General features: G+C 74.2%; 25 protein-coding genes and 1 pseudogene. 20 read left to right on the forward strand and 6 right to left on the reverse strand.

What is annotated here, in order from left to right; genetic code table 11:
- The 7 genes and pseudogenes from ACPCK6_RS22930 to ACPCK6_RS22960 all read left to right on the forward strand — a co-directional run.
- The coding region (locus tag ACPCK6_RS22930; protein ID WP_423482186.1) for an acetyl-CoA carboxylase carboxyltransferase subunit alpha at window positions 1–833 on the forward strand (833 nt) is incomplete at its 5' end.
- A pseudogene (gene accB / locus ACPCK6_RS22935) lies at window positions 827–1318 on the forward strand (acetyl-CoA carboxylase biotin carboxyl carrier protein); the annotation flags it as partial. The gene ACPCK6_RS22930 and the pseudogene accB, both read left to right, overlap by 7 nt.
- Window positions 1318–2817, forward strand: coding sequence for an acetyl-CoA carboxylase biotin carboxylase subunit (locus ACPCK6_RS22940; RefSeq protein WP_423482187.1), 1500 nt, complete (start codon window positions 1318–1320; stop codon window positions 2815–2817). The pseudogene accB and the gene ACPCK6_RS22940, both read left to right, overlap by 1 nt.
- Window positions 2814–3521, forward strand: coding sequence for an SRPBCC family protein (locus ACPCK6_RS22945; RefSeq protein ID WP_396882596.1), 708 nt, complete (start codon window positions 2814–2816; stop codon window positions 3519–3521). Before ACPCK6_RS22940 ends, ACPCK6_RS22945 begins: the two co-directional genes overlap by 4 nt.
- Window positions 3518–3928 carry a cupin domain-containing protein gene (locus tag ACPCK6_RS22950; protein ID WP_013286648.1) on the forward strand — a complete coding sequence of 137 codons (411 nt, stop codon included), beginning with the start codon at window positions 3518–3520 and terminating at the stop codon, window positions 3926–3928. Before ACPCK6_RS22945 ends, ACPCK6_RS22950 begins: the two co-directional genes overlap by 4 nt.
- On the forward strand, window positions 3925–5196 hold the full coding sequence (locus ACPCK6_RS22955; RefSeq protein ID WP_423482188.1) for a beta-ketoacyl-[acyl-carrier-protein] synthase family protein: 1272 nt from the start codon (window positions 3925–3927) through the stop codon (window positions 5194–5196). The genes ACPCK6_RS22950 and ACPCK6_RS22955 overlap by 4 nt, the downstream gene beginning before the upstream one ends.
- On the forward strand, window positions 5193–6440 hold the full coding sequence (locus ACPCK6_RS22960; RefSeq protein ID WP_423482189.1) for a beta-ketoacyl synthase N-terminal-like domain-containing protein: 1248 nt from the start codon (window positions 5193–5195) through the stop codon (window positions 6438–6440). The genes ACPCK6_RS22955 and ACPCK6_RS22960 overlap by 4 nt, the downstream gene beginning before the upstream one ends.
- Window positions 6441–6443: 3 nt before the next feature.
- On the opposite strand, the gene ACPCK6_RS22965 is transcribed toward ACPCK6_RS22960, so the two are convergent.
- A complete protein-coding gene (locus ACPCK6_RS22965; RefSeq protein WP_396882599.1) occupies window positions 6444–6881 on the reverse strand; it encodes a GNAT family N-acetyltransferase in 438 nt (145 codons plus the stop codon).
- 254 nt (window positions 6882–7135) lie between these two features.
- Here ACPCK6_RS22965 and ACPCK6_RS22970 point away from each other — a divergent pair, with 254 nt between their 5' ends.
- The 13 genes from ACPCK6_RS22970 (at window position 7136) to ACPCK6_RS23030 (ending at window position 20008) form a co-directional block, all read left to right on the forward strand.
- A complete protein-coding gene (locus ACPCK6_RS22970) occupies window positions 7136–8533 on the forward strand; it encodes a class I adenylate-forming enzyme family protein (RefSeq protein WP_423482190.1) in 1398 nt (465 codons plus the stop codon).
- Window positions 8534–8713: 180 nt separating this feature from the next.
- Window positions 8714–8977, forward strand: coding sequence for an acyl carrier protein (locus tag ACPCK6_RS22975; protein WP_018784085.1), 264 nt, complete (start codon window positions 8714–8716; stop codon window positions 8975–8977).
- Window positions 8977–9222, forward strand: a complete 246-nt coding sequence (locus tag ACPCK6_RS22980) for a hypothetical protein (protein WP_013286638.1) — start codon at window positions 8977–8979, stop codon at window positions 9220–9222. Before ACPCK6_RS22975 ends, ACPCK6_RS22980 begins: the two co-directional genes overlap by 1 nt.
- Window positions 9215–10345, forward strand: a complete 1131-nt coding sequence (locus ACPCK6_RS22985; protein WP_423482191.1) for a beta-ketoacyl-[acyl-carrier-protein] synthase family protein — start codon at window positions 9215–9217, stop codon at window positions 10343–10345. Before ACPCK6_RS22980 ends, ACPCK6_RS22985 begins: the two co-directional genes overlap by 8 nt.
- A 119-nt stretch (window positions 10346–10464) precedes the next feature.
- Entirely contained in the window at window positions 10465–10965 is a 501-nt protein-coding gene (locus tag ACPCK6_RS22990) for a beta-ketoacyl-[acyl-carrier-protein] synthase family protein (RefSeq protein WP_396882602.1), read from the forward strand.
- Complete coding sequence (locus ACPCK6_RS22995; RefSeq protein ID WP_423482192.1) at window positions 10962–12581, forward strand: class I adenylate-forming enzyme family protein; 1620 nt, start codon at window positions 10962–10964, stop codon at window positions 12579–12581. The genes ACPCK6_RS22990 and ACPCK6_RS22995 overlap by 4 nt, the downstream gene beginning before the upstream one ends.
- Complete coding sequence (locus ACPCK6_RS23000) at window positions 12578–13840, forward strand: beta-ketoacyl-[acyl-carrier-protein] synthase family protein (protein ID WP_423482193.1); 1263 nt, start codon at window positions 12578–12580, stop codon at window positions 13838–13840. The genes ACPCK6_RS22995 and ACPCK6_RS23000 overlap by 4 nt, the downstream gene beginning before the upstream one ends.
- 60 nt (window positions 13841–13900) lie before the next feature.
- The gene (gene hppD / locus ACPCK6_RS23005; protein ID WP_396882605.1) at window positions 13901–15001 is read left to right on the forward strand and encodes a 4-hydroxyphenylpyruvate dioxygenase; all 1101 of its coding nucleotides are present in this window, start codon (window positions 13901–13903) and stop codon (window positions 14999–15001) included.
- Window positions 14998–15921, forward strand: a complete 924-nt coding sequence (locus ACPCK6_RS23010; protein ID WP_318336366.1) for a phytanoyl-CoA dioxygenase family protein — start codon at window positions 14998–15000, stop codon at window positions 15919–15921. Before hppD ends, ACPCK6_RS23010 begins: the two co-directional genes overlap by 4 nt.
- 2 nt (window positions 15922–15923) lie before the next feature.
- Window positions 15924–16721, forward strand: a complete 798-nt coding sequence (locus ACPCK6_RS23015) for a DUF3050 domain-containing protein (RefSeq protein ID WP_396882606.1) — start codon at window positions 15924–15926, stop codon at window positions 16719–16721.
- Window positions 16718–17689, forward strand: a complete 972-nt coding sequence (locus ACPCK6_RS23020) for a thiamine pyrophosphate-dependent dehydrogenase E1 component subunit alpha (RefSeq protein ID WP_396882607.1) — start codon at window positions 16718–16720, stop codon at window positions 17687–17689. The genes ACPCK6_RS23015 and ACPCK6_RS23020 overlap by 4 nt, the downstream gene beginning before the upstream one ends.
- Window positions 17690–18655, forward strand: coding sequence for an alpha-ketoacid dehydrogenase subunit beta (locus ACPCK6_RS23025; protein WP_282309865.1), 966 nt, complete (start codon window positions 17690–17692; stop codon window positions 18653–18655).
- Window positions 18656–18658: 3 nt separating this feature from the next.
- Window positions 18659–20008, forward strand: a complete 1350-nt coding sequence (locus ACPCK6_RS23030; protein WP_396882610.1) for a hypothetical protein — start codon at window positions 18659–18661, stop codon at window positions 20006–20008.
- A 240-nt stretch (window positions 20009–20248) separates the two neighbouring features.
- On the opposite strand, the gene ACPCK6_RS23035 is transcribed toward ACPCK6_RS23030, so the two are convergent.
- From ACPCK6_RS23035 to ACPCK6_RS23055, 5 genes are all read right to left on the reverse strand, one after another.
- Window positions 20249–20929 (reverse strand): SGNH/GDSL hydrolase family protein, encoded by a 681-nt coding sequence (locus ACPCK6_RS23035; protein ID WP_423482194.1) that lies wholly within the window; start codon window positions 20927–20929, stop codon window positions 20249–20251.
- Between the two features lie 41 nt (window positions 20930–20970).
- Entirely contained in the window at window positions 20971–21603 is a 633-nt protein-coding gene (locus ACPCK6_RS23040) for an HAD family hydrolase (protein WP_423482195.1), read from the reverse strand.
- Window positions 21600–21992 carry an MmcQ/YjbR family DNA-binding protein gene (locus tag ACPCK6_RS23045; protein WP_366619821.1) on the reverse strand — a complete coding sequence of 131 codons (393 nt, stop codon included), beginning with the start codon at window positions 21990–21992 and terminating at the stop codon, window positions 21600–21602. The genes ACPCK6_RS23040 and ACPCK6_RS23045 overlap by 4 nt, the downstream gene beginning before the upstream one ends.
- A 69-nt stretch (window positions 21993–22061) precedes the next feature.
- Complete coding sequence (locus ACPCK6_RS23050; RefSeq protein ID WP_396882613.1) at window positions 22062–23282, reverse strand: MFS transporter; 1221 nt, start codon at window positions 23280–23282, stop codon at window positions 22062–22064.
- A complete protein-coding gene (locus ACPCK6_RS23055; protein ID WP_396882614.1) occupies window positions 23279–24841 on the reverse strand; it encodes a class I adenylate-forming enzyme family protein in 1563 nt (520 codons plus the stop codon). Before ACPCK6_RS23055 ends, ACPCK6_RS23050 begins: the two co-directional genes overlap by 4 nt.
- Window positions 24842–24969 lie beyond the last annotated feature (128 nt).

The following is a 24969-nucleotide window of genomic DNA, read 5'->3' on the forward strand; positions in this document are numbered from 1 at the left end:
AGACGGTACGCACGGCGCGGCACCCCGGCCGGCCGACCACACTGGACTACCTGGAGACCGCGTTCGACGGGTTCGTGGAGCTGCACGGCGACCGGCTCGGCGCAGACTGCCCGGCTGTCGTCGGCGGCATCGCCCGCCTCGACGGCCGGCCGGTGATGGTGATCGGTCACCAGAAGGGGCACACCACAGCCGAACTGGTGACCCGCAACTTCGGCATGGCCAGCCCGGCCGGGCACCGCAAGGCGCTGCGGTTGATGCGTCTCGCGGCGCGGCTGCGGCTGCCGGTGGTGACGCTCGTGGACACGCCCGGCGCGGACCCGGGGGTGAGCGCCGAGCAGCAGGGTCAGGCGGCGGCGATCGCGGAGAACATCCTCGCGCTCACCGTGCTGCCCACGCCGGTGGTGGCGGTGGTCACCGGGGAGGGCGGCAGCGGCGGCGCGCTCGCGCTCGCGGTCGCCGACCGGGTGCTCATGCTGGAACACGCCGTCTACTCGGTGATCAGCCCGGAGGGCTGCGCGGCGATCCTCTGGCCGGACAGCTCGGCCGCCCCGCAGGCGGCCCGCGCACTGCGGCTCACCGGCGCCGACCTGTGCCGCCTCGGCGTGGTCGACGAGCTGGTGCCGGAGCCGCGCCCGGCCGCGCACGCCGACCCGGGCGGTGCGGCCGAGCTGCTGCGCCGGGCGGTCGCGGCGAACCTCGCGCCGCTGCTCACCGTCCCTCCGGCCACGCTGGTCCGCCGCCGCCGGCAGCGGTTCCGCCGCTTCGGCGCGGCCCGCTCGGCCGCCGGCCCGTCCCCGGCCTCGCCGCCGGGTGACCGGGCGGAGGTGGCGTGATGGCCGACGCCGAGTCCGAGCAGGTGCTCGACGGGCTGCGCCGGCAGGCCCGCAAGCTCGTCGCCGACCTGGCCGGGCCGGTGCGCCGGGTGCGGCTGCGCAGCGGCGAGTCGGTGCTGGAGGTCGAGTGGCACGACCCGGCGGCGCCGGCGCAGCGCACCGCCGACCCGGCCGAGGCGCTGCCGGCCCGGGCCGCCGAACCGGCCGCGCGTGCGGCGCCGGCGACCGACCGGCCGGCCGTGCGCTCACCCGTGGTCGGCACGTTCTACCGCGCCCCCGAACCCGGCGCGATGCCGTTCGTCGCGGTCGGCGACATGGTCCGCCCGGGCCAGGTGGTCGGCATCGTCGAGGCCATGAAGCTGATGAACGAGGTGACCGCCGGCCAGGCCGGACGGGTGGTCGAGGTGCTGGTCGACGACGGCAAGCCCGTCGAGTACGACCAGCCGCTGATCGCCCTGGAACCGGTCACCGGACAGGACTCCTGATGTTCGACAAGGTGCTGATCGCCAACCGGGGTGAGATCGCGCTGCGGGTGCTGCGCGCCTGCCGGGAACTCGGCGTGCGCACGGTGGTGGTGCACTCCAGCGCCGACGCCGACTCGCTGCCGGTGCGGCTCGCCGACGAGGCGGTACGGATCGGCCCGGCGGCCAGCCGCCGCAGCTACCTCAACGCCGCGGCGATCGTGGAGGCCGCCCGGCAGACCGGCGCGCAGGCGGTCCACCCCGGCTACGGCTTCCTGTCCGAGGACGCCGACTTCGCCGAGATCTGCGCCGAGAACGGGCTGGTCTTCGTCGGCCCGCCGCCGCAGGTGATGGCCGCGCTCGCGGACAAGTCGACGGCCCGCGCGCTGATGAGTAACGCCGGGCTGCCGTTGCCGCCGGGCAGCGTCCGGACGCTGCCCACCGTCGGCGAGGCGCAGGAGGTGGCCGCCGAGGTGGGCTACCCGGTGATCGTGAAGGCCGCGGCGGGCGGGGGCGGGCGCGGCATGACAGTGGTGCGCTCGGCGGCCGAGCTGCCCCGCGCGTACGCCCGGACCCGTGCCGCCGCCCAGGTGGCGTTCGGCGACGACCGGGTGTACGTCGAGCGGTACCTCGCCGACGCGCGCCACGTCGAGGTGCAGGTGCTCTGCGACGGCCACGGCAACGGCGTGCACCTGGGCACCCGCGACTGCTCGGTGCAGCGCCGGCACCAGAAGCTGATCGAGGAGGCACCCGCGCCCGCGCTGCGGCAGGCCACCCTGGACACTGTCGCCGAGGTGGCGCTGCGCGGCGCGCTGTCGGTCGGCTTCACCGGCGCCGGGACCGTGGAGTTCCTGGTCGACGAGGCCGAACGCTGCCACTTCCTGGAGATCAACTGCCGGATCCAGGTGGAACACCCGGTCACCGAGATGGTCAGCGGCATCGACCTGGTGCAGGAACAGCTGCACGTGGCGTACGGCACGCCGCTGCGGCTGCGCCAGTCCGACGTACGCCTTTCCGGCGTGGCGATCGAGTGCCGGGTCAACGTGGAGGACCCGGACCGCGACTTCGCGCCCGCACCCGGCCGGCTGGACCGGTTCCGGCCGCCGGGCGGCCCGTTCACCCGGGTCGACACCCACGGGCACGTCGGCTACCTGGTCAGCCCGCACTACGACTCGCTGCTGGCGAAGGTGGCGGTGTGGGCACCGGACCGGGACGCCGCGCTGGACCGGCTCGACCGGGCGCTGGCCGAGTTCGACGTGGCCGGTCCCGGTGTGCGTACCACCATCCCGTTCGCCCGGCAGGTGCTGCGCGACCCGGCGTTCCGGGCCGCCCGGCACACCACGGCCCTGGTGGAACGCCTGCTCGCCCCACCCGCCGACGACGCCCCACCCGCCGGTGACGGCCCACCGGCCGAGGCGGCGCGGGCAGTCGTGCCCGACCCGCGCGGCGCGGCCGAGCCGGGCGGCCGTACCCCCGTCAGCGCCGTGCCCGCCGCCGGCCCGACCACCTGGAGGAACCGATGACCGTCGCCCCCGACCGCCCGCTCGCCCGCGAGATCACCGACATCCTGGTCACGCACTGCGGCCTGGACCCGGACGCCGCCGCCGGCGCGCCCGCCGCGAGCCTGGAGGAACTGGGCATGGACTCGCTGGCGCTGCTCGAACTGTCGGCGGTGGTGGCCGACAGGTGGCGGGTGAAGATCCCCGAACAGGCCGGGCAGCTCAGCATCGCCGGCGTCGCCGACCTGGTGGCCCGCAAGGCGGACCCGCCCGGGCACACCGAGAACGCCGTGGAGATCGCCGCGCCGCTGCCGCTGGTCTGGGAGATCACCAACGACGTGGCCCGGTGGCCGGACCTGTTCACCGAGTACGCGACCGCCGAGATCCTGCACCGCGACGGCGACACGGTCCGCTTCCGGCTCACCATGCACCCGGACGACAACGGCGTGGCGTGGAGCTGGGTCAGTGAACGCACCGCCGACCCGGCCACCCGCGAGGTGCACGCCCGGCGCGTCGAGACCGGCCCGTTCGAGTACATGCGCATCCACTGGCGCTACGACGAGACGCCCGGCGGCACCCGGATGACGTGGACGCAGGACTTCGCGATGAAGCCCGACGCGCCGGTCGACAACGCCGGCATGACCGACCGGATCAACACCAACAGCACGATCCAGCTCGCCGTGATCAAGGAGAAGATCGAGCGGGCGCACGCGGGAGGCGCGCGATGACCGACACCACCACCGCCCGGGTCTCCGTCCACGACGTACCCGCCGACCGCCGCCGCGGCGGGGAACTGCGGGTGCTGCTCGGCCCGAAGACTGTGGGCAGCACCTCCGGATTCATGGGCGTCGCCACGCTCGCACCGGGGGAGCGGATCGCCGAGCACTACCACCCGTACAGCGAGGAGTTCCTCTACGTCGCCCGCGGCGCGATCACCGTCGACCTGGACGACACGCCGGTGCCGGTCGCCGCCGGGGAGGCGCTCTACGTGCCGAAGGACGTGCGGCACCGGCTGCGCAACACCGGCGACGAGCCCGCCGAGGTGGTGTTCCACCTCGGACCGCTCGCCCCGCGCCCGGAACTCGGCCACGTCGACACCGAGAGCGCCGCACCGCCGCCACGGGAGCCGTCGTGACCGGCCGCCGTACCGTGGTCACCGGCATCGGCGTCGTCGCACCCGGCGGCGCCACCCGGGACCGCTTCTGGAAGACGATCACCGAGGGGCGCACCGCGACACGGCGGATCAGCTTCTTCGACCCGTCGCCGTTCCGGTCGCAGATCGCCGCCGAGTGCGACTTCGACCCGGACGCCGCCGGGATCACGCTCGCCGAACGGCAGCGCGCCGACCGGTACGTGCAGTTCGCGCTCGCCTGCTCCGCCGAGGCGCTCGCGGACAGCGGCCTCACCCTCACCGACGCCCAGCGGGAACGCGCCGGGGTGGTGCTCGGCACCGCCGTCGGCGGGACCATGGCGCTGGAACAGGAGTACGTACGGGTCAGCGACTCCGGCCGGCACTGGCTGGTCGACCACGCGCTCGGCGGGCCTTACCTCTACCAGGCGCTGGTGCCCAGCAGCCTGGCCGCCGACGTGGCCTGCCGGCACGGCCTGCACGGCCCGGCGCAGGTGATCTCCACCGGCTGCACCTCCGGCATCGACGCCATCGGGTACGCCCACCAGCTCGTCGCCGACGGCGAGGCCGACGTGGTGCTGGCCGGCGCGGCCGACTCGCCGATCTCCCCGGTCACCGTCGCCTCGTTCGACGCGATCGGCGCGACCAGCCCGGACAACGACGACCCGGAGCACGCCTCCCGGCCGTTCGACGCCGACCGGCACGGGTTCGTCCTCGCCGAGGGCTCCGCGGTGCTGGTGCTGGAGGAGGCCGAGCACGCCCGCCGCCGGGGCGCGCACGTCTACTGCGAGGTCGCCGGGTACGCCAGCCGCAGCAACGGCTTCCACATGACCGGGCTGCGCCCCGACGGCGCGGAGATGGCGGTGGCGATCAGCGACGCGCTGCGGCAGGCCCGGCTCGCCCCGACAGCCGTGTCGTACGTCAGCGCGCACGGCTCCGGCACCCGGCAGAACGACAGGCATGAGACGGCGGCGTTCAAACGGGCGCTGGGGGAGACGGCGTACCGGGTGCCGATCAGCTCGATCAAGTCGATGGTCGGTCACTCGCTCGGCGCCATCGGCTCGATCGAGATGGCCGCCTGCGCCCTCGCCATCGAGTACGGCGTGGTGCCGCCCACCGCGAACTGGACCACCCGCGACCCGGAGTGCGACCTGGACTACGTGCCGAACGAGGCCCGGGAGGTGCCGGTGGACGTGGCGTTGTCGGTGGGCAGCGGCTTCGGCGGCTTCCAGTCCGCGATGGTGTTCCGCCGGCTGGCGGCGGTGCCGACATGACCGCGCGGGCCGTGGTGACGGGCATCGGCGTGGTCGCGCCCAGCGGCGTCGGCGCCGAGGCGCACTGGAACACCGTGCTGGCCGGCACCCGGCGCACCGGGCCGATCACGCTGTTCGACCCGGAGCGCTACCCGACCCGGGTGGCCGGGGAGGTGGCCGGCTTCGACCCGGCCGGGTTCAGCGACACCCGGCAGCGGGTGCAGACCGACAGGTGGACGCACCTCGGCTTCGCCGCCACCAAGCTGGCGCTCGCCGACGCCGCGCTGCCCGAGGTGTCACCCGACCCGTACCGGTGGGCGGTCACGCTCGCCAGCTCGTCGGGCGGCAACCTGTTCGGGCAGCGGGAACTGCAACGGCTCTGGGGCGGCCCGAGCCGCACCGTCGGGGCGTACCAGTCGATCGCCTGGTTCTACGCCGCGAGCGTGGGGCAGCTGTCGATCCGCCACCAGTTCAAGGGGCCGTCCGGGGTGACCGTGTCCGAGTCGGCCGGCGGGCTGGACAGCCTGGCGCACGCGGTGCGCACCATCCGCCGGGGCACACCAGTGGTGATCGCCGGGGCGACCGAGTGCCCGCTGAGCCCGTACGCGCTGGCCTGCCAGCTCCGCTCCGGCCTGCTCAGCGACGTGTCCGACCCGGAGCGGGCGTACCGGCCGTTCGACGTCGCGGCCAGCGGGTACGTGCCGGCCGAGGGCGGTGCGGTCTTCGTGGTGGAGGAGCTGGGCCACGCGCTGGCCCGGGGCGCCCGCGTCTACGGGGAGGTCACCGGCTGGGCCGCCACCCACGACGCCGCGCCCACCGACCCGGCGACCGGCCCCGACCCGGCCCACTACGCCCGGGCGCTGCGGCTGGCGCTGGAGCGTGCCGGGGTACGCCCGCACGACGTGGACGTGATCTGGCCGGACGCGCTCGGGGTGCCCGCGTACGACCGGGCCGAGGCGGCGGCGCTGCGTGCCGTGTTCGGCGACCGGACCCCGCCGGTGACCACGCAGAAGCCGCTGACCGGCCGGGCGCACCAGGGCGGGTCCGCGCTGGACGCGGCCACCGCGCTGCTGGCGTTCCGCCGCGGGATGCTGCCCGCCTCGGCCGGCCCGGACGAGCCGGCGCCCGGCTGCGAGCTGACGTTCCTGCGGCAGCCCCGCCCGCCGCGCAGCCGGATCGCGCTGGTCGGCGCGCGCGGCTTCGACGGGTTCAACAGCGCGCTGGTGCTGCGCGGCGCCGCGCCCCCACCGGCGGGCGAACGCTGACCGTCACGACGGCCGGGCCAGGTACGCGGTCTTCGCGTCGCCGGAGAACCCACAGGCCAGATAGAAGGCGTGGGTCGCGGGCGAGCGCGACCCGGTCATGAGCATCGCCTTGTAGCAGCCCGCGTCCCAGGCAGCCCGCAGCGTGGCGGCCATGATCTGCCTGCCCAGGCCGGTGCCGCGCCGCGACTCGTCGACCACCACGTTCTCGATCACCGCGTACGGCGACGCCGACCGGCTCAGGTTGGGGATCACGTTGAGGTACGTGGTGGCGACGACCGTGCCGTCCAGGTCGAGCACGAACAGGTGCAGCCCCTCGGTGGCCAGGATCCGCGCGAAGGCCCGTTCGTCGGAGCCGTCGCTCAGGTGCGGGTCGTCCGGGTTCAGTTGCCGGTAGAGGCGGATGAGCTGCGGGAAGTCGTCGGGACGGGCGGTACGGAACATACCGGGAGCGTAGTCGCCGGCCGTCCGCGCGGGAGCCGCGCGCACAGCATCCGGCGGCCGGCGGACTACCTTGCCGGCGTGGCCTCGATCCTGCCTGTCCGATCGAGCCTGAGCAATCCACCCAGCCGCTGTTTTGGATCTAGCCATTTGCATCTGGCGATGCCGAAGAGAGCCGTCGTAGGGTTCCGCCATACCCCGAACGACGTACCCGCTGGGCGGATCCGCCCAGTTCCTCAGTGGAACGGTGGCTGGTCGTGACTGCACATCCCGTGGCGGAAGATCCTGCCTCGACGACGGTGAACTGGGTGGACGACATCCTGTTCACCGGCCGCGACACCGACGTCTGCCTGCGCCTGCCCGAACCGGTGGACAAGGGCACGCTGCGCCGGCTCGTCGGCGAGGCGCAGGACCGGCTCGCCGGGGCCGGGCTGCGCGCCGGAGGCACCGCCGCGCTGCGCCTGCCGCCCTCGCTGGCGTACGTGGCGTACCTGCTCGCCACCTGGCGTACCGGCGCCCAGGCGGTGCTGCTCGACCACCGGCTCACCGACCACGAGGTCGACCAGGCGCTGCGCCGGCTCAGCCCGCAGGTGGTGGTCGCACCGACCCGGACCGGTGGCGGCGCGCTGCGGATCTTCGTCGACGTGACCGCCGGGGTCAGCGCCTACTCCGACCGCCCGGCGGGCAGCCCGCACGCGGTGATCCAGCTCAGCTCCGGCTCCACCGGACCGTCCAAGGTGATCGGCCGCACCGCCGCCGACCTGGTCGCCGAGGTGCACCGCTACACCCGTATCGACGGCGTCGCGCTGCCCGGTGAGCGGATCATCCTGCTCCCCAGCATGGTGCACGTGCTCGGCCTGGTCGGCGGCCTGCTCTACGGGCTGCACGCCGGCGTCGAGCTGTGCCCGCCAGAGCGGCTCAGCGGCGACGCGATCCTCGCCGCCGTCGCCGCCCAGGACACCCCGGCCACGGTGCTCGGCGTCCCGTTCCACATCGGCCTGCTCGCCTCCACCACACCCGCCGGGCCGCTGCCGCAGCTCAAGCGCATGACCACCGGCGGTGAGCTGGTGTCCGCCGCCGTGGCGAACGCGTTCACCGACCGCTACGGCGTGCCGCTGGGCAACATGTACGGGATGACCGAGGTCGGCGTCATCGGCACCGACCTGTACGGGCGGCACCGTCCCGCCATCGCGCCCGCCCCCGGCATCGAGGTGCGGGAGCGCGCCGGCGAGCTGTGGGTGAGCTGCCCGGACAACCCGTACGTCGGACTGGCCGACCCGACCCGGTGGGCCGACGGCTGGCTGCACACCCGCGACGCCGGCGTGGTCGACCCGGACACCGGTCTGGTCACCATCAAGGGCCGGTTGGACTCGCAGGTGTCGGTGGGCGGCCTGAAGGTCGACCTGACCGAGGTGGAGGCCACTGTGGCCGGGCTGCCCGGCGTCGTCGCCGCGGTGGTGGTCTGGGACGACGGCATCACCGCGTACGTCCAGACCGACGGTTCACTGACCGAGGACACGCTGGACAAGCTGATCGCCGAGCGGCTGGCCGGCTTCAAGCGGCCCCGCACCCTGCGGCTGCTCGACCAGATGCCCCGCACCACCACCGGGAAGCTGGTCCGGTCCGTACCGGCGCTGCGGGACGCGGCGTCGTGACCGGCCCGCTGTACGAGCCGTACACCCACCGGACGCCCGCCGGGCGTCCCGTGCACCCCGATCCCCGCCCCGGACCGGCCGGGCAACGCGCCACCCGCGCGCCCGACCCCGCCGGTTCCCACGCACACGGTGTCCCGACCGGGCACCGTCAGCCGGTACACGGAGAAGAGGTCTGAACCCATGCGAGACGAGGTCCGCACCTTCGTCGTCGAACAGCTCGCCGACATGAACTACGACGTGGAGGAGCTCGACGACGACACCACGCTCGGCCCCTCCGGCGTCGACCTGGAGTCGCTGGCCCTGGCCGACCTGGCGGTCCGCGTCGAGGACCGCTACGGCCTCAAGTTCGCCGACGACGAGTCGGAGAAGCTGGCGCTGATGACGGTCGGCGAGTTCACCACGATGGTCGCCGACCGGGTGGCCGCGAACAGCGACAAGTCCTGATGTCCGGTCAGCCCGACCTGGGGCGAGCTGACCTGGTGAGCATGCTCGCCGAACTGACCGCCAAACCCGCCGACCAGGTGCCGGACCGGCTCGGCTCGATGGAGCTGGCCTGGCTGGTGCACATGGTCGAGCAGCGCTACGACCGCCGGCTGGACCTGAGCGACGACGAACTCGCCGGCATCCGCACCGTCGACGACGCGCTCGCGGTGTTCCGTGGCTCTCTGACCGCTCCCGCAGATGGCTGAGCGGGAGACCGTACGGATCACCGGCACGTACGCGCTCAGCGCCCTCGGCAGGGGCGCCGACGCGCTGCTGGCCGGGGTGCTCACCGGCACCCCGGCGTTCACGCCGGTGCGCCGTTTCGACACCACCGGCCGCCGGGTGACGGTGGCGGCCACAGTGCCGGACGTCGGCACCCTCGCCGGCGAGCTGGCCGACGCGATCGACACGGCCGCCCGGGCCGCCGGGCTGGACCGGGCCGGGCGGGCCGAGTCGGCGCTGTTCCTGGCCACCCACGGCGGGCCGTACTCGCTGCCCGTACCGCGGGGGTGGGAGGAACCGACGGTGCCGGCGCTGGCCGGTCACCTGGCCGCGCGGTGCGGCCTGGGCGGGCGGACCCGGATCTACACCACCGCCTGCGTGTCGGCGAGCAGCGCGGTCGCCGACGCGGCGGTGCTGATCCGCCGGGGCGACCTGGAGCGGGTCGTGGTCGCGGCCGGCTACCTGGTCGAACCGGACCAGTACGCGTTGTTCGACGCCGGCCGGGCGCTCGCCGCCGACGGCGCGGTACGCCCGTTCAGCGCCGGCCGCAAGGGCCTGCTGCTGGGCGACGGGGTGGCCGCCGTGGTGCTGGAGTCGGCGGGCGCGGCCGCCCGGCGGGGCGCCGAGACGCTAGCGGTCGTGGCCGGGTGGGGCCGGGCGGGGGACGCGTACCACCCGTGCCAGCCGCACCCGGACGGGCTCGGGCTGGCCCGGGCGGTCGAGGCGGCGCTGCGCCGCGGCGGGCTGCCACCGGAAGCGATCGGCTACGTCAACGCCAACGCCACCGGCACCCCCTTCAGCGACGCCTCCGAGGCGGCGGCGCTGACCCGGGTGTTCGGCGAGGACGCCGGGCGGCTGCCGGTCAGCTCCACGAAGTCGGTGCACGGGCACGCGCTGGAGGCGTCCGGGCTGCTGGAACTGCTCGTCACCGTGCTGGCCCTGCGGCACGGCAAGCTGCCGGTCACCGCCGGCTGGCTCGGCCCCGACCCGCAGTGCCCGCTGGACGTCATCCGCGACGCCCCGCGCCCCGCGCGCACCGGACACGCCCTCACCCTCAACGCCGCCTTCGGCGGCGCCGACACGGCCCTCCTGGTGAGCACCTCATGACCGCGCCCGCGCCCGCCCCCCACCCCGGCCTCCCGCGATCCTGCACTTCCGGCCCCGGCGAAACGGGCACAACGCCCCCACCCGGGGCGCCAACCGCACGATCGCGCGACGGGGGGGTCGTGGTGCTCGCGGAGGCGCGGTGGCCCGAGGCGGGGGACGAGGGTCCGGGGCCGGCCGGGGTGCCGGGGTTCGTGCACTCGCCGTTCGCGCCGCTGGTGGTGGCGGTCGCCGAGCGGTGCCTCGCGCGGCGGTACGGCGACGGGCCGCTGCCGCCGGGCAACGGGACGGCCGTGGTGCTGGTCAGCGCCGGTGGGGACACCGCCGGGGCGGCGCACGTTCGCGCCACTGTGGACGCGGGAGGGCGGATCGGGCCGCTGTTCTTCTTCCAGTCGGTGCCGAACAGCGTGGCCGGGCACGTCGCGGCGCGCTGGGGACTGGACGGACCGGTGGTGTGCCTGAGCCCGACCGGCGACCCGCGGGCCGACGGGGAGGCCGAGGCGGACCTGCTGCTGTACGACGGCGACGCCGCACAGGCGTTGCTGATCCTGATCGAACTGGCACCGGACGGGACGCCGGGCGAGGCGACCGCGGTGCTGCTGGGGGAGGGAACACGTCAATGAGGACGAAGGGACTGCGCGGCGCGCTCGCGGCCGACGCGGAACTGGGCGCGGGCAACGTGCTCGCCCGGGTGCTGGCCCACGGCGCCGACCCGGACGGGCCGGGGCTCACGTTCGACACCGAGATCGACGGCCACCCGGCCGAGACCCCGCTGACCCTGGGCCGGCTCGACCGGATGGTCGCCGCCCGGGCGGCCTGGCTGCACGAACGCGGGGTGAAACCCCGCGACCCGGTGGCGGTCTGGGCCGGCACGGCCGCCGACATGGTGCTGTCGTTCCTGGCACTGACCCGCCTCGGCGCCATCCCGGCGCTGATGAACGGCAGGCTGCGCCCCGAGATCGCCGCCGAGTACATCCGCCGGCTGCGCGCCGCCGGAGTGCTCGCCGACGCCGCGCACGCGCAGGCGCTGGCCGGGCACGACCTGGGCGCCCCGATGCTCGGCGAACCCGCGCAGGCCGGCACCGGCGACCCGGACGCCGCGTCCGCGCACTACCGGCACCACCCGGACGACCCGATCGTCATCACCCACACCTCCGGCACCACTGGCGTGCCGAAGGCGGTGCTGCACTCGCACGCCAGCCTGTTCGCCGCCACCCGCCACCTGCTGTCCATGCCGCAGGCGCAGGGCACCACGCGCATCCTCAACGCGCTGCCCGCCCCGCACACCGCCACCGTGCTCATGGTCAACCAGGCACTCGGCAACCGGGCGGAGATGTTCCTGCTCTCCGATCAGGGCGGCGAGCGGGTGCTGGACGCGATCCAGCGCTGGCGCCCGGACGGCGTGTTCGGCTTCTCCGTCACCTGGGCCGAGCTGGCCCGCTTCGACCTGTCCGGCTACGACCTGGACTCGGTGCGGCTGTGGTTCAACACCGGCGACTGCTCGCACGAGCCGCACGTACGGCGCCTGGTCGCTGTCGGCTCCCGCGACGTGGTGACCCGGGAGGGTGTGACCCGGGTACCCGGGTCGGTGTTCATCGACGGGCTCGGCTCCAGCGAGATGGGCCACTCGATGTTCCACATCACCCACACCACCGGCACCGACCGGTACGGCCGCTGCGTCGGCCGCCCGTACCGGTTCGCCACGGTCGCCGTGCTCGACGCCGACGGCAACGAGCTGCCGCCCGGGCAGGTCGGCTGGCTCGGCATCGACTCGCCGTCGCTGTTCCGCGGCTACTGGAACGACTCGGTCACCACGTACCGGTTCCGGCTGCGCGGCTGGTACCTCACCGGCGACCTGGTGTACGCCGACGACGACGGCCGCTACTACCACCTGGACCGCGCGGTCGACTCGGTCGAGGCAGGGGACGGCAAACGGTTCTTCACCGCGCTGTCCGAGGAACGCATCCTCGCCGCCAGCCCCGACGTGACCGACTGCACGGTGGTGATCGTCAAGGCGGACGACGGCACGGTGACCACCGACGTGCTGCTGGAACTGGCCGCCGGCGCCGACCCGGACGCGGACCGCACCGAGCGGATCCGTACCGCGCTCGGCCCGGACGTGGCCGCCACACTGCGCCGGATCGTCCCGGTACGCGCCGACGACATCCCGGTCACCGTCACCGGCAAGGTCCGCAAGGTGGCGCTGCGCGAGCGCTATCTGACCGAGGCGCCGTCGTGACCGCCGTCATCACCGGCATGGGCCTGTTCACCCCGGCCGGGCGTGGCGTGGCGGACACGTTCGACGCCCTGCTCACCGGCCGGTCCGGGCTGCGCCGCCCGCCCGAGGGACACCCGGCGGCGGGCAGCCTGGAGGTGGCCGGGGTACTGCCGGACATCGACCCGCGCAGCGTCGCCTCCGGGCCGGAGACGAAGGTGCTCGACCGGGTGGTGCTGCTCGCCCTGATCACGGCCGCCGAGGCGCTCGCCGACGCCGGCATCGAGGTGGGCCGCGACGTCGACCCGGAGCGGATCGCGGTGATCGTCGGCGGGGTGGGCGGCATGTCCACGCTGGAGGGCCAGGTGCTGGCGCGGGCGGCCCGGGGCCGGGCGGCGGTCAGCCCGTACCTGCTCACCGGCATCCTGCCGAACATGCCCTCGGCGCGGATCGCCATCGCGCACGGCATCCGCGGCTACAGCTCGTCGGTCGGCACGGCCTGCGCCTCGGGTGCCCAGGCCGTCGCCGACGGGGTACGCCTCATCCGCGCCGGCGAGGCCGACGTGGTGGTGTGCGGGGCGAGCGAGGCGCCGCTGTTCGGCACGTTCGCCGACACGTTCGGCAACGCCCGGGCGCTGGCCCGGGGCTGGGACGAACCGACCGAGGCGAGCCGCCCGTTCGACAAGCGGCGCAACGGGTTCGTACTGGCCGAGGGCGCGGCGCTGCTGGTGCTGGAGCGCGCCGGCCACGCCGACGGCCGGGGTGTGCGCGGCTACGCCGAGGTCGCCGGGTTCGGAGCGAACACCGACGCGTACCACCCGACCGCGCCACGGCCGGACGGCGCCGGCGCGGCGGCGTGCATGCGCCGGGCCCTGGCGGCAGGCGGGGTCGAGCCCGCCGATGTCGGGTACGTCAACGCGCACGGCACCGGCACCAAGCTCGGTGACGTCGCCGAGACGATCGCGCTGGCCGAGGTGTTCGGCACCGGCGGTGTGCCGGTCAGCTCCACCAAGGCGCTCACCGGGCACCTGCTCGGCGCGTCCGGGGTGCTGGAGGCCGCCGCCGCCGCGCTGGCGCTCGACAGTGGGCTGCTGCCACCCACCTACCACCTGGACGACCCGGACCCGGAGTGCGAGGCGGACCACGTCCGCGCCGTGCCCCGGCCCACCCGGGCCGGCCACGCGCTGACGAACTCGTTCGGGTTCGGCGGCCAGAACGTCAGTCTGCTCCTGCGCCGGCTCTCCGGGCCGGCCCGCCGGGCCGCCACCCCGGCCGCGGGCTGACCGGACTCCATTCCCGGGCGTCCGTCCGGGTCGCGATCACGGGGGGAACAGGGGAAGCCCATGACCATCAACGGGATAGATCATCTCGAACTGTACGTGGGGGACGCCCGGCAGGCGGCCTTCTACTTCGACAACGCCGTCGGTTTCCGGCTGTGCGGGCAGGGCGGTCCGGAGACCGGGCTGGACGGGCAGCGCTCGCTGCTGCTGGCTCAGGCCGGCATCCGGCTGCTGCTGACCACCGGACTGTCCGCCGAGCATCCGGCGGCCACGTACGTGCACCGGCACGGCGACGGCATCGCCGTGGTGGCGCTCGCCGTGGACGACGCCGCCGGGGCGTACGCGGAACTGGTCGATCGGGGCGCGACGGCGCTGAGCCCGCCGCGTACCTTCACCGGCGCGGACGCCGAGGTGGTGGTGGCCGAGGTCGGCGGCTTCGGCGACGTGGTGCACCGCCTCGTCGAGCGGCGCGGCGACCCGGGTGTGTTCCTGCCCGGCGCGATCGAGCCGGTGACCGCGCCGGACGGCACGGACACGCTGCTCGCCGAGGTGGACCACCTGGCGATCTGCGTGCCGCCGGGGCAGCTCGGCGAGACCGTCGCGCACTACGAGAAGGTGTTCGGCTTCGCCGACATCTTCACCGAGCACATCGAGGTCGCCGGTCAGGCGATGAACTCCAAGGTGGTGCAGAGCCCGTCCGGGACCGTCACGTTCGTGCTGCTGGAGCCGGACACCGGCGCCCGGCCGGGGCAGATCGAGGACTTCCTGCGCTGGCACGCCGGCGCCGGGGTGCAGCACCTGGGTCTGCGTACCGACGACATCGTCACCGCCGTCGGCGCGCTCGCCGGGCGCGGGGTGCGCTTCGCCAGCACGCCCGGCGCCTACTACGACGGGCTGGAGCAGCGGGTCGGCCGGCTGGACGCGCCGGTGGACCGGCTGCGCGAGCTGAGCATCCTGGTCGACTCCGATCACGACGGGCAGCTGCTGCAGATCTTCACCGAGTCGATGCACGTGCGCCGCACCCTCTTCCTCGAACTCATCGAGCGGCGCGGGGCGCGCACCTTCGGCAGCGGCAACATCAAGGCGCTCTACGAAGCGAAGGAACGCGAGCTGGCCGCGGCGGGGGCGACCCCCGCTGTCGCGGCCGGAGGGGCTGGGGCATGACCACCATCGATCCCGGGCTGACCGCCGAGGAGGAGGCGCTGCTTCCCTCCGACGAGGACGTCCGGCACTACGCCGAGCACGGCTGGTACCTGTCGAAGAAGCTGCTCACCGACGACGAGGTGGACGAACTCGTCGCCGCCACCGACAGCTACTACGCCGGGGACCGTGACCGCCGCCTGCCGGTACGCCCGCCGAAGCTGGCCTACTGGGAGCCCTCGAAGGGTGACGTGCAGCGGCACAACGACTACGTCCACCACGAGCACGACGGCATCGCCCGCATCCTGCGCAAGCCGCTGATCGGAGCCGTCGCCGCCCGGCTGGCCCGGGCCGCCGAGATCCGGATCTTCCAGTCCACGCTGATCTGGAAGCCGCCGATCGCCGGTGAACCGTCGAACATCGTGCCCTGGCACTTCGACAAGCACTACTGGGCGTCCTCGTCGTCGGAGAACATGCTCACCGCGTTCATCCCGTTCCACGACTGCGGCGAGGAGATGGGCACCATCACCATGGTCGACGGCTCCCACCGCTGGCGGGAGATCGGCGCCGACGACACGGTGGTCCGGCACTTCGCCGACCGGGACCGCGACCAGCTCGAGGTGATGCTCGCCGAGAACGCGGCGTACAACGGCGCGCAGATCCGCAAGATCCCCATGGTGATCCCCAAGGGGCACATGAGTTTCCACCACTGCCGCACCTACCACGGCAGCGGCGCGAACGTCAGCGGGCGGCCCCGCCGGGCCATCTCGCTGCACCTGCAGGACGGCGACAACGCCTGGCGGGAGTATCCGCTCTCCGACGGCACGCTCGCCGCGTACAACCACGACGTGCTGGTCCGCCGCACCCACGAGGGCCGGCCGGACTACGCGGACCCCGATTACTGCCCGGTCATCTGGCGCGACCGCGCCCAGCAGGGAGGCTGACAATGTCACGGTACGACTGGGGTAAGACGCACCCGGGCATCGAGCGGCTGGAGCGGGCGGTGACCGAGCGCCGCGACGTGGTGGTCAAGCACCCCCTCTACGCCAACCTCGACACCCACGACGCGCTCGTCACGTTCATGGAGCACCACGTCTTCGCGGTCTGGGACTTCATGTCCCTGCTGAAGTCGCTGCAGCGGCAGCTCACCTGCGTCACGGTGCCGTGGATCCCGACCGGCCCGACCGGCAGCCGCCGCCTGATCAACGACATCGTCATGGTCGAGGAGAGCGACGAACTCGGCGACGGCTACATCAGCCACTTCGAGCTGTACGTGCAGGGAATGACCGAGGCCGGCGCCGACACCACGGCCGTCAACAGGCTGGTCGACCTGCTGCGCGACGGCACCCCGGTCACCGAGGCGCTCGGCGCCGCCGGAGTCCCCGCGGCGTCGGCGGCGTTCGCCGGCACCACCTGGCGGATCATCGAGACCACCCCGGTGCACTGCCAGGCCGCGGCGTTCGCGTTCGGCCGCGAGGACCTCATCCCGGAGATGTTCACCCAGGTCGTCGCCGTCAACGAACGCAGCAACCGGCTGAACAAGTTCGTCGACTACCTGGAGCGGCACATCGAGGTCGACGGCGAGCAGCACACCCCGATGGCCATGCAGATGCTGGCCGACCTGTGCGGCGACGACGACACCAAGTGGCAGGAGTGCGCCGACACGGTGAACGCGGCGCTGGCCGCCCGCGCCCGCCTCTGGGACGACATCCTCGCCGCCGTCAAGGAGGGCCGTCCGGCGTGACCGGCTCCGACCCGCTCCGGCTCTACCGGACGGTCCGGCTGATCCGCCGCTTCGAGGAACGCGCGATCGAGCTGGTCCGCGCCGGGGAGATCGTCGGCGGCATCCACCCGTACCTCGGCCAGGAGGGGATCGCCGCCGGTGTCTGCGCGGCGCTGGGCGCCGAGGACCTGGTCACCGGCACCCACCGCGGGCACGGGCACGTGCTCGCGAAGGGCGCCGATCCGGCCCGGATGCTGGCCGAACTGTGCGGCCGGGTCACCGGGCTCAACCGGGGCCGGGGCGGGTCGATGCACGCCGCCGACTTCGGCGTCGGCGTCCTCGGCGCCAACGCCATCGTCGGAGCCGCCGGCGCGATCCTCACCGGAGCGGTGTGGGAGCGCCGGCGGCGCGGCGCCGACATCGTCGGCGCCACCTTCTTCGGCGACGGCGCGGTGAACGAGGGCATGCTCCTGGAGGCGTTCAACCTGGCCGCGCTCTGGCGGATACCGGTGCTGTTCGTCTGCGAGAACAACGGCTACGCCACCACCATGCCGGTCGACGGCGCGGTCGCCGGCACCATCGCCGGGCGGGCCGCCGCCTTCGGCATGCCGGCGGCCGTCGTCGACGGGCAGGACCCCGAGGCGGTACGCGAGGTCACCGCCGCCGCCGTCGCGCGGATGCGCGCCGGCGGCGGCCCCGAGCTGGTCGAGGCCCGCACCTACCGCTTCGACGCCCACCACACCTTCGAACATCAGGTACGCCTCGACTACCGGCCGCCGGAGGAGGTGGCCGAGGGACGGTCCCGCGATCCGGTGGACATCGCCGGAGCACGACTCGACCCGGCGGTACGCGCCGAGGTGGACGCCGCCGTCGAGGCGGAACTGGACGCCGCCGTCGACTACGCGCTCGCCGGGCCGCACCCCGACCCGGCGACCGCCCTGGACCACCTGTACGCCAGCGGGCTCACCGCCCGGACCGGAGGTGGCTGAATGCCCCGGCTCTCCTACCGCAGGGCGCTCACCCGGGCGCTCGCCGACGAGATGGCCCGCGACGAGTCGGTCGTGGTGCTCGGCGAGGACATCCGGGTGGCCGCCGCGAACGTCACCACCGGCCTGCTGAAGAAGTTCGGCCCGGAACGGGTCCGCGACACGCCCCTGTCCGAGCAGGCGTTCACCAGCTTCGCCACCGGCGCGGCGCTGGCCGGGGCCCGCCCGGTGGTGGAGTTCCAGATCCCGTCGCTGTTGTTCCTGGTCTTCGAGCAGATCGTCAACCACGCGCACAAGTTCCCGCTGATGACCGGCGGTCAGTGCGCGGTGCCGGTCACCTACGTGGTGCCCGGCTCCGGCTCCCGCACCGGCTGGGCCGGGCAGCACTCCGACCACCCGTACGCGTTGTTCGCCCACGTCGGCGTGACCACAGTCGTACCGGCCACCCCGGCCGACGCGTACGGGCTGCTGGTCTCCGCGATCCGCTGCGACGACCCGGTGGTGGTCTTCGCCCCGGCCGGCGCCCTGGACCTGCGCGCCGACGTCACCGACCCGGCACCGGTGCCGCTGGGCCGGGGGATCGTCCACCGCGCCGGCACCGACGTGACGGTGGTGGCGGTCGGGCACCTGGTGCACGACGCGCTCGCCGTCGCCGAGGAACTCGCCGGCCAGGCCTCGGTGGAGGTCTTCGACCCCCGCACGCTCTACCCGTTCGACTGGGACGGGCTGGTCGAGTCGGTGAGCCGCACCGGGCGGCTCGTCGTCGTCGACGACGGCAACCGCTCCTGCGGCATCGCCGGGGAGATCATCGCCACGGTGGTCGAGCGGGTCCGGCTGGCCGCCCCGCCCCGCCGGGTCACCCGCCCCGACGGCGCGGTGCTGCCCTTCGCACCCGCCCTCGACCGGGCCGTGCAACCCGGCCGCGACCAGCTCACCGCCGCCATCCAACTGACCCTCAAGGACGGATGAACGATGGACCCGAACTACACGTGGCCGCCGCTCGGCCGGGCGTGGACCGACCTGCCCGAGTCCACCCGTACCGCGATGGTGACCACCGGCGCCGAAGCATGGGAGAAGATCTTCCACGGCCGGGCCACGTACAACAAGCAGTGGCGGCTGGCCCGCCCGCCCGTGTTCACCGCCGACGCGTTCCGCGAGCTGAACGAGGTCTGCGACCGCATCGCCCAGCTCATCCTGGAGGCATGCCGGCGCCGTGCCCGTACCGCCGGTGAGCTGCGCCTGCTGCTCGACGTGCCGGACGGCGAGACCCGGCTGCTCGACCCGGACGAGGAACTGCACGAGGGGCTGCTCGCCGCGTACCGGCCGGACGTGCTGTTCTCCGGCGGCGTGCCCTGCATCGTCGAGTACAACATCGACAGCAGCCTCGGCGGCGGCTTCGACGCCGACACCGTGATCCAGCGGTACGCCGAGCTGTACCGTACCCATGACCTGCTCGACGGCGCCCGGCCCGCGCCGTCCCTGCTGGACCAGCGGTTCGTGGCCATCCGGGACACTCTCGGCCTGCCCGACGGCGCCCGGGTGGCGCTGCTGATGGACTTCGACGCCGACTACCCGGGACTGGACGACCCGGAGACGTTCATCCGGATCCTGTCCCCGCTGGTCGACCAGGCCCGCCCGTTCGGCATCGACCTGGTCATCGCGCCGGTCGCCACCGCCACCCTGGACCCGCAGAACCGGCTGGTCGTCGGCGGCGCCCCGGTGGACGCCCTGTTCCGGCTGTTCGTGCCCAACCGGGTCACGCCCAGCGCCGGCCTGGACGCGGTGGCCGGCGCGCTCGCCGCCGGCACCCTGCCGATGTTCGTCAGCAGCGCCGCCTGGCTGCTCAGCAACAAGCTGAACTACGCCTGGCTCTGGGACGATCTGGACCTGCTGCCGGAGGACGACCGGACGCTGATCCGCCGGTACGTGCCGCACACCGTGGCGCTCACCGCCGGCCAGTTCGACCGGGCGCTCGCCGAGCAGGCCGACCTGGTCGCCAAGCCGGCCGGTGGCTCGGCCGGGCACGGCGTGCTGATCGGCCGGGAGATGACACCTGTGGCGTGGGCGGACGGGGTACGCGCGGCGATCGACGAGGGCGGCAACATCCTGCAGCGCTACCACGAGGCGGACCGGGTGGCGATGGACTTCGTACAGATCGAGACCGGCGAGACGGTCACCGCCGACGTCCCGTACAGCCTCGCCCCGTACCTGTTCGACCGCACCGGGTCCGGCGCGCTCGCGCGGGTCGGCTACCCGGGTTGCGACGAGGTGCTCAACCTGGCGAGAGGCGTCCTCCTGACCGGCATCCTGCTGACGGACTGACCCGCTCCACCCCCGTCCACCCCCGTTCCCCCTCCCTCCCCGCGTTGATCAAGGAGTTTGTGTCCTCACGGGGGCGCGTCACCGACCCGAACTCCTTGGTCGACAACGTGACCCCGCTGATCATGAAGTTAGCGGGGACAAAACGGGCGCAGGGTGCGGTCAACTTCATGATCGTCGGGGCAGGCAGGCAGGCAGGCAGGCAGGCAGGGCGGGGCGGGCGCGGAGCCGGGGGAGGGTGGGTCAGGGGTGGGGGAGGTGGGTGGAGAGGACCTTCAGGGTTTCGGCGGTGGCTACCGCGTCGCTGCGGGCACTTCCGTGGCGGCCGTCGCTGCTGTACAGCGACGGGTCGGCCACCAGCGGATGGTCGGTCAGGTGGACGTGCAGTGTGCCCAGGCGCTCGGCCACGGCCCGGGTGTGCCGGGACAGCCGGCGCATCCGCTCGCCCAGGCCCGCGCGCAGCGCGTCCGGCACCGCCGGGCTGTGCGACACGTCGAACATGCCCACGGTGATGACGTCCGCGCCCGCCTCCCGTAGCGCGGTGATCATGGCGGTCAGCTCGGCGTCGACAGCGTCCGGGTCGTAGGCGGACCGGAAGGCGTCGTTGCCGCCGCACACCACCAGGGCCAGGTCCGGCTCGAAGGCCAGCGCGTCGGCGAGCTGGGTGGCCCGGACCTCGTGCGCGCGCAGCCCGCGCCGGCCCAGGTTCAGGTAGGCCAGCTCCGGCCGGACCGCGCGCAGCTCGGCGGCGATCCGGTCGGCCCACTGGAGGTCGGGGTAGCCGTCGGCCGGCTCGCACAGTCCTTCCGCGACGCTGTCACCCAGCACCACGAACCGCCGCCACGGGTGCCCGCGCAGCAGGTCGGCGGCCTCTCCCGGCCGCAGGCACCACGGGTCGGTCGCCTCGGTCAACGTCGATGGCATGCCCGGCAGGCTAGCCGAGCGTCCCACGCGGGGAAAGAGGCTCAGGGCAGCAGGGCCAGCAGCTCCCCGGGCCGGGACAGGCTGAGGTCGGCCGGCTCGCCGGGGTCGTACTGGTGGCCCCACGCGGCGGCCACCGCCACCGCGCCGCTGTGCCGGGCGGCGCGTACGTCCAGTGGTGAGTCACCCACGTACGCGGCGCGGCCGGGCGGCACGCCGAGGTGCCGGCAGGCCGCCTCCACGCCGTCGGGCGCCGGTTTCGGGCGGTCGACCTGGTCGCCGCCGAGGACGACCTGGAAGTGACCGAGCAGGCCCGCCCGGTCGAGCAGGATCTCGGCGGCGCGGTGGCTCGCGCCGGTGAACACGCCCACCGGCACCCGGGTGGCGATCTCGGCGAGCGCGTCCGCGACGCCGGGGTAGACGCGTACCCGCCCGGCGAGCGCATCCAGCTCGGCGTGGTAGCGGTCCAGGTCGTCGCCGGAGGCCGGCCGCCGCAGCAGGTGCGTCAGCAGGTCCGCCGGGGAGCCGATCGAGTAGCCGGCGATGACCTCGGCGTCGGTGTACGAGGGACCGCCGCCGGCCCGCACCGCCGCCCGGTACGCCGCGGGCACGACCGCGTGCGACTCGACGAGCGTGCCGTCCATGTCGAAGACGATCGCCTCCACCGGGCCGGTCACGCGGTCTCCGCCCGGTGGGCGGTGGCGAGCCGCTTCGGGGCGCGTGCGTACCACGCCTCGGTGACCAGCTCGGTCAGCTCGTCCACGCCGATCCGGTCGAGCCGGACCAGCACGGCCGGGTAGCCGTCGAAGTGCGGCGTGGTGAAGTAGACCGCCGGGTCGTCGGCGATCAGTGCCTCCTTGGCGCCCAGGTCGGGCACCCGCGCGCCGAGGATCGGGCCGTCCGGCGCGGAGTCGCCGAGCGACTCGAGTTCGCCGCGCCGCAGCGGCCGTTCCCAGACGAACGACTTGTCGCGGACGCGCCAGGCGGGCGCCTGGTCGTACGTGGGTCGCTCGGTGGTCTCCGGCAGCGCCAGCGCGATGCGCCGCACGTCGTCCCAGGTCGCCATGGCCCCGACCCTACCGCCGACCCCCGACACCGTGGCCCGGACCGGCGGGCTCAGACCGGACCGGCGGGCTCAGACCGGGGTGGGCGTGGCGGGTTCCGCGGCGGGGCGGCGGGACGCGCGGTTCAGCAGCAGCGGCCCGACGGTCAGCACCAGGCAGACCACAGACATCACCAGCAGCGCCGGGGTCAGGTCGAGCAGCGCCACCGACCAGCCGCCGAGCAGCGCGCCGACCGGCAGGCCGAGGAACGCCACCGATCCGGAGATGCCCAGCACCCGGGTCTGGAGTTCGCCCGGCACCCGCTGGTAGAGGGCGGCGCCGAGCAGCGGGTTGACCGCCGCGATGCCGATGCCGGACAGGAACGTCACCACGAGCACCACGACCAGGTCGTCGCTGAGCGCCAGCGCGAGCAGCCGGGGTGCGCCGCTGAGCGTCAGCCCGAGCGCGAACGTCGTCCCGGCCGGCAGCCGGGTGCCGAACATCGTGAACAGCAGGTTGCCCAGCAGCGCGCCGGCCGAGAAGACGCCCAGCAGCAGGCCGAATCCGGCCGGGTCGCCGAGCACCTGGTTGACCCAGAGCGGGATCCAGACCGCGACGCTGGCGTTGGCGAACATGTTCGACACCGAGACCACGATCAGCATGATCATCAGCGTCCGGTCGGTGCGCAGGTACGCGAAGCCGCCACGCAGCGCCCGCAGGTAGGGCTCCCGGGGCGCCGGTTGCGCCGGTGCCGGTGGCCGGACCAGGACGCCGATCAGCAGCGCGCAGACCGCGAACGTGGCCGCGTCGATCCAGATGGCCCGGCTCACCCCGACCCAGTCGATGAGCAGGCCGCCGAGCACCGCGCCGAACAGCGTCATGCCCCGGGCCAGACCGTCGTAGGCGCTGGTGAGCCGGATCAGCGGCACCCCGGCACGCTCGGCCGCCGGTTTGAACAGCACGTGTTTGACCCGGTCGCCGATGCCGCGCAGCCCGCCGGCGATCGCCACCAGCACCAGCAGCGTGCCGAACCCGAGCCAGGGCGCCAGCGCCACCACCGCCATCGCGACCGCGCTCGCGGCGTCCACGAACACCGAGGTACGGCGTACCCCGAAGCGATCCGCCCACGGGGTCGCGAGCGCGCTGGAGAGCATGTACGGAAGCGTCTCCGCCGCCGCGACGAGCCCCATCTTGGTGGGACTACCGGTGGTCTCCAGCACCAGCCAGGGGATGGCGACCACCGAGATCCGGGTGCCGAGGTTGGACAGCAGGTCGGCGCCGACCAGGGTGTACAACTCCCGGCGCGGGTTCACGCCGGACTGCCGATCGGGTCGGCGCCGGCCGGGTGGGCCGCCGCGTACCGGGCCCGCAGGGCGCGCTTGTCCACCTTCGCGGACCGGTTCAGCGGCAGCGCGTCGACGAACTCGACGGCGCCGGGCGCCCACGTCTCGCTCAGTTCCCGGACCACGAGCGCGATCAGCTCGTCGCCGGTCACCGACGCGCCCGGCGCGGGCACGACGTACGCGTGCGGCAGTTCCCCGGCCACCGGGTCCGGTACGCCGATGACGGCGGCGGCGCGTACCTCGGGGTGGCCGGCGAGCACGTCCTCGATCGGGCGGGAGTAGATCGGCCAGCTGCGCTGCCGGGTGAGGATGCGGTCCTGTAACCGGTCGACCAGGTAGAGGTAGCCGTCGGCGTCGAGGTGCCCGATGTCGCGGGTGCGGACCCAGCCGTCGACGAGCGTCTCGGCGGTCAGCTCCGGCCGGCCGTGGTAGCCGGCGAAGCTCAGCCTGGTGCGTACCCACACCTCGCCGTCCTCACCGACCGGCAGCACCCGGCCGTCGGCGTCGCGGATCTGGACCGTCACGTCGCCGTACGGGCGGCCGCAGGACCGCAGCCGCTCCGGGTGCTCCGGGTCCTCGGTGAGCCCCGGCAGCGCGCAGATGACCACCGCCTCGCTGAGTCCGTACACGATGCGCAGGCACGGGCCGAAGCGGGCGATGGCCTGGCGCAGGCGGGCCGGCGCGGCGGGCCCGGCGCCCACGTTGAACATGAACATGGCGGAGAAGTCGGCGCCCGGCAGGTCGGGGTGGTCGAGCACCTCGTAGAGCATCGGCGGGGTGACGAACGTGGAGGTGAGCCGCTCGGCGTCCACGGTGGCGATGAACGCGGCCGGGTCCCACTGCTCACGCAGGAACAGCACGCCGCCGGTGAACAGGTTGAACAGTGTGGTGATCTGGCCGCTGGCCAGCCACATCGGGGAGTGCGACAGGTGCCGCAGCAGCGGGAACCCGGCGCCCCGGAAGTCGGCGGCCAGGGCGAGCACCTGCCGGTAGAAGCTCTCCCGGTGGTGCACCAGCTTCGGCGTGCCGGTGGTGCCGCTGGTCTGCAGGAACGACTCCGGCGCGGGTACCCCGGCGGGCGGTTCCGCGACCGGCCCGGCGGCCCGGGCGGTCAGGTCCGGTCCGGTGCCGCCGGGGCCGAGGCAGAGCACCGGCACGCCGGACAGGCCCGCAGCGATCTCCACCGCCTGCGCGTCCCGCGGGTCGTGGACGAACGCCTCCGGCGCGGACAGCGCGACGAACTCGTCGACCTCCCGCCGAGAGGTCACCGGGGCGACCCACATGCTCCGGCAGCCGAGCAGGTGCAGGGCCAGTTGCAGCAGCGGCCCCTCGACCGTGTTGCCGAGCATCACCAGCACCGCGGCGCCGGGGCGTACCCCGTGGTGGTGCAACGCGGCGGCCAGGCCGCGCACCTCGGCGGCGACCTGGGGGTAGGTGAGGCGGCGTCCGCCGCCGACGAGCGCCTCCCGGTCGCCGAACCCGGCGAACAGCTCCAGCGCCTCGTGCACATAGTTCGGCCGGTCGGTCATCGGGCAGCCCCCATCATGGTCCGCGAGCGGCGTCCGGCCAGGTCAGGGCCGGGACAAGACGGCAGGTGCCAGGGTCGGCGACCGCACCGCCGCCAGCCCCGAGCCTAGGCAGCCACGGTCCACGGCGG

Source organism: Micromonospora sp. AB353, from assembly GCF_049538395.1.
Classification (GTDB): Bacteria; Actinomycetota; Actinomycetes; order Mycobacteriales; family Micromonosporaceae; genus Micromonospora; species Micromonospora aurantiaca.

Bases quoted from the DNA above. Each gene is read 5' to 3' on its own strand.
- ACPCK6_RS22940 (WP_423482187.1), top strand. From the start codon at position 1,318: ATGTTCGACAAGGTGCTGATCGCCAACCGGGGTGAGATCGCGCTGCGG.
- ACPCK6_RS22945 (WP_396882596.1), top strand. From the start codon at position 2,814: ATGACCGTCGCCCCCGACCGCCCGCTCGCCCGCGAGATCACCGACATC.
- ACPCK6_RS22950 (WP_013286648.1), top strand. From the start codon at position 3,518: ATGACCGACACCACCACCGCCCGGGTCTCCGTCCACGACGTACCCGCC.
- ACPCK6_RS22960 (WP_423482189.1), top strand. From the start codon at position 5,193: ATGACCGCGCGGGCCGTGGTGACGGGCATCGGCGTGGTCGCGCCCAGC.
- ACPCK6_RS22965 (WP_396882599.1), bottom strand. From the start codon at position 6,881: ATGTTCCGTACCGCCCGTCCCGACGACTTCCCGCAGCTCATCCGCCTC.
- ACPCK6_RS22975 (WP_018784085.1), top strand. From the start codon at position 8,714: ATGCGAGACGAGGTCCGCACCTTCGTCGTCGAACAGCTCGCCGACATG.
- ACPCK6_RS22980 (WP_013286638.1), top strand. From the start codon at position 8,977: ATGTCCGGTCAGCCCGACCTGGGGCGAGCTGACCTGGTGAGCATGCTC.
- ACPCK6_RS22985 (WP_423482191.1), top strand. From the start codon at position 9,215: ATGGCTGAGCGGGAGACCGTACGGATCACCGGCACGTACGCGCTCAGC.
- ACPCK6_RS22995 (WP_423482192.1), top strand. From the start codon at position 10,962: ATGAGGACGAAGGGACTGCGCGGCGCGCTCGCGGCCGACGCGGAACTG.
- hppD (WP_396882605.1), top strand. From the start codon at position 13,901: ATGACCATCAACGGGATAGATCATCTCGAACTGTACGTGGGGGACGCC.
- ACPCK6_RS23010 (WP_318336366.1), top strand. From the start codon at position 14,998: ATGACCACCATCGATCCCGGGCTGACCGCCGAGGAGGAGGCGCTGCTT.
- ACPCK6_RS23015 (WP_396882606.1), top strand. From the start codon at position 15,924: ATGTCACGGTACGACTGGGGTAAGACGCACCCGGGCATCGAGCGGCTG.
- ACPCK6_RS23025 (WP_282309865.1), top strand. From the start codon at position 17,690: ATGCCCCGGCTCTCCTACCGCAGGGCGCTCACCCGGGCGCTCGCCGAC.
- ACPCK6_RS23030 (WP_396882610.1), top strand. From the start codon at position 18,659: ATGGACCCGAACTACACGTGGCCGCCGCTCGGCCGGGCGTGGACCGAC.
- ACPCK6_RS23035 (WP_423482194.1), bottom strand. From the start codon at position 20,929: ATGCCATCGACGTTGACCGAGGCGACCGACCCGTGGTGCCTGCGGCCG.
- ACPCK6_RS23045 (WP_366619821.1), bottom strand. From the start codon at position 21,992: ATGGCGACCTGGGACGACGTGCGGCGCATCGCGCTGGCGCTGCCGGAG.
- ACPCK6_RS23055 (WP_396882614.1), bottom strand. From the start codon at position 24,841: ATGACCGACCGGCCGAACTATGTGCACGAGGCGCTGGAGCTGTTCGCC.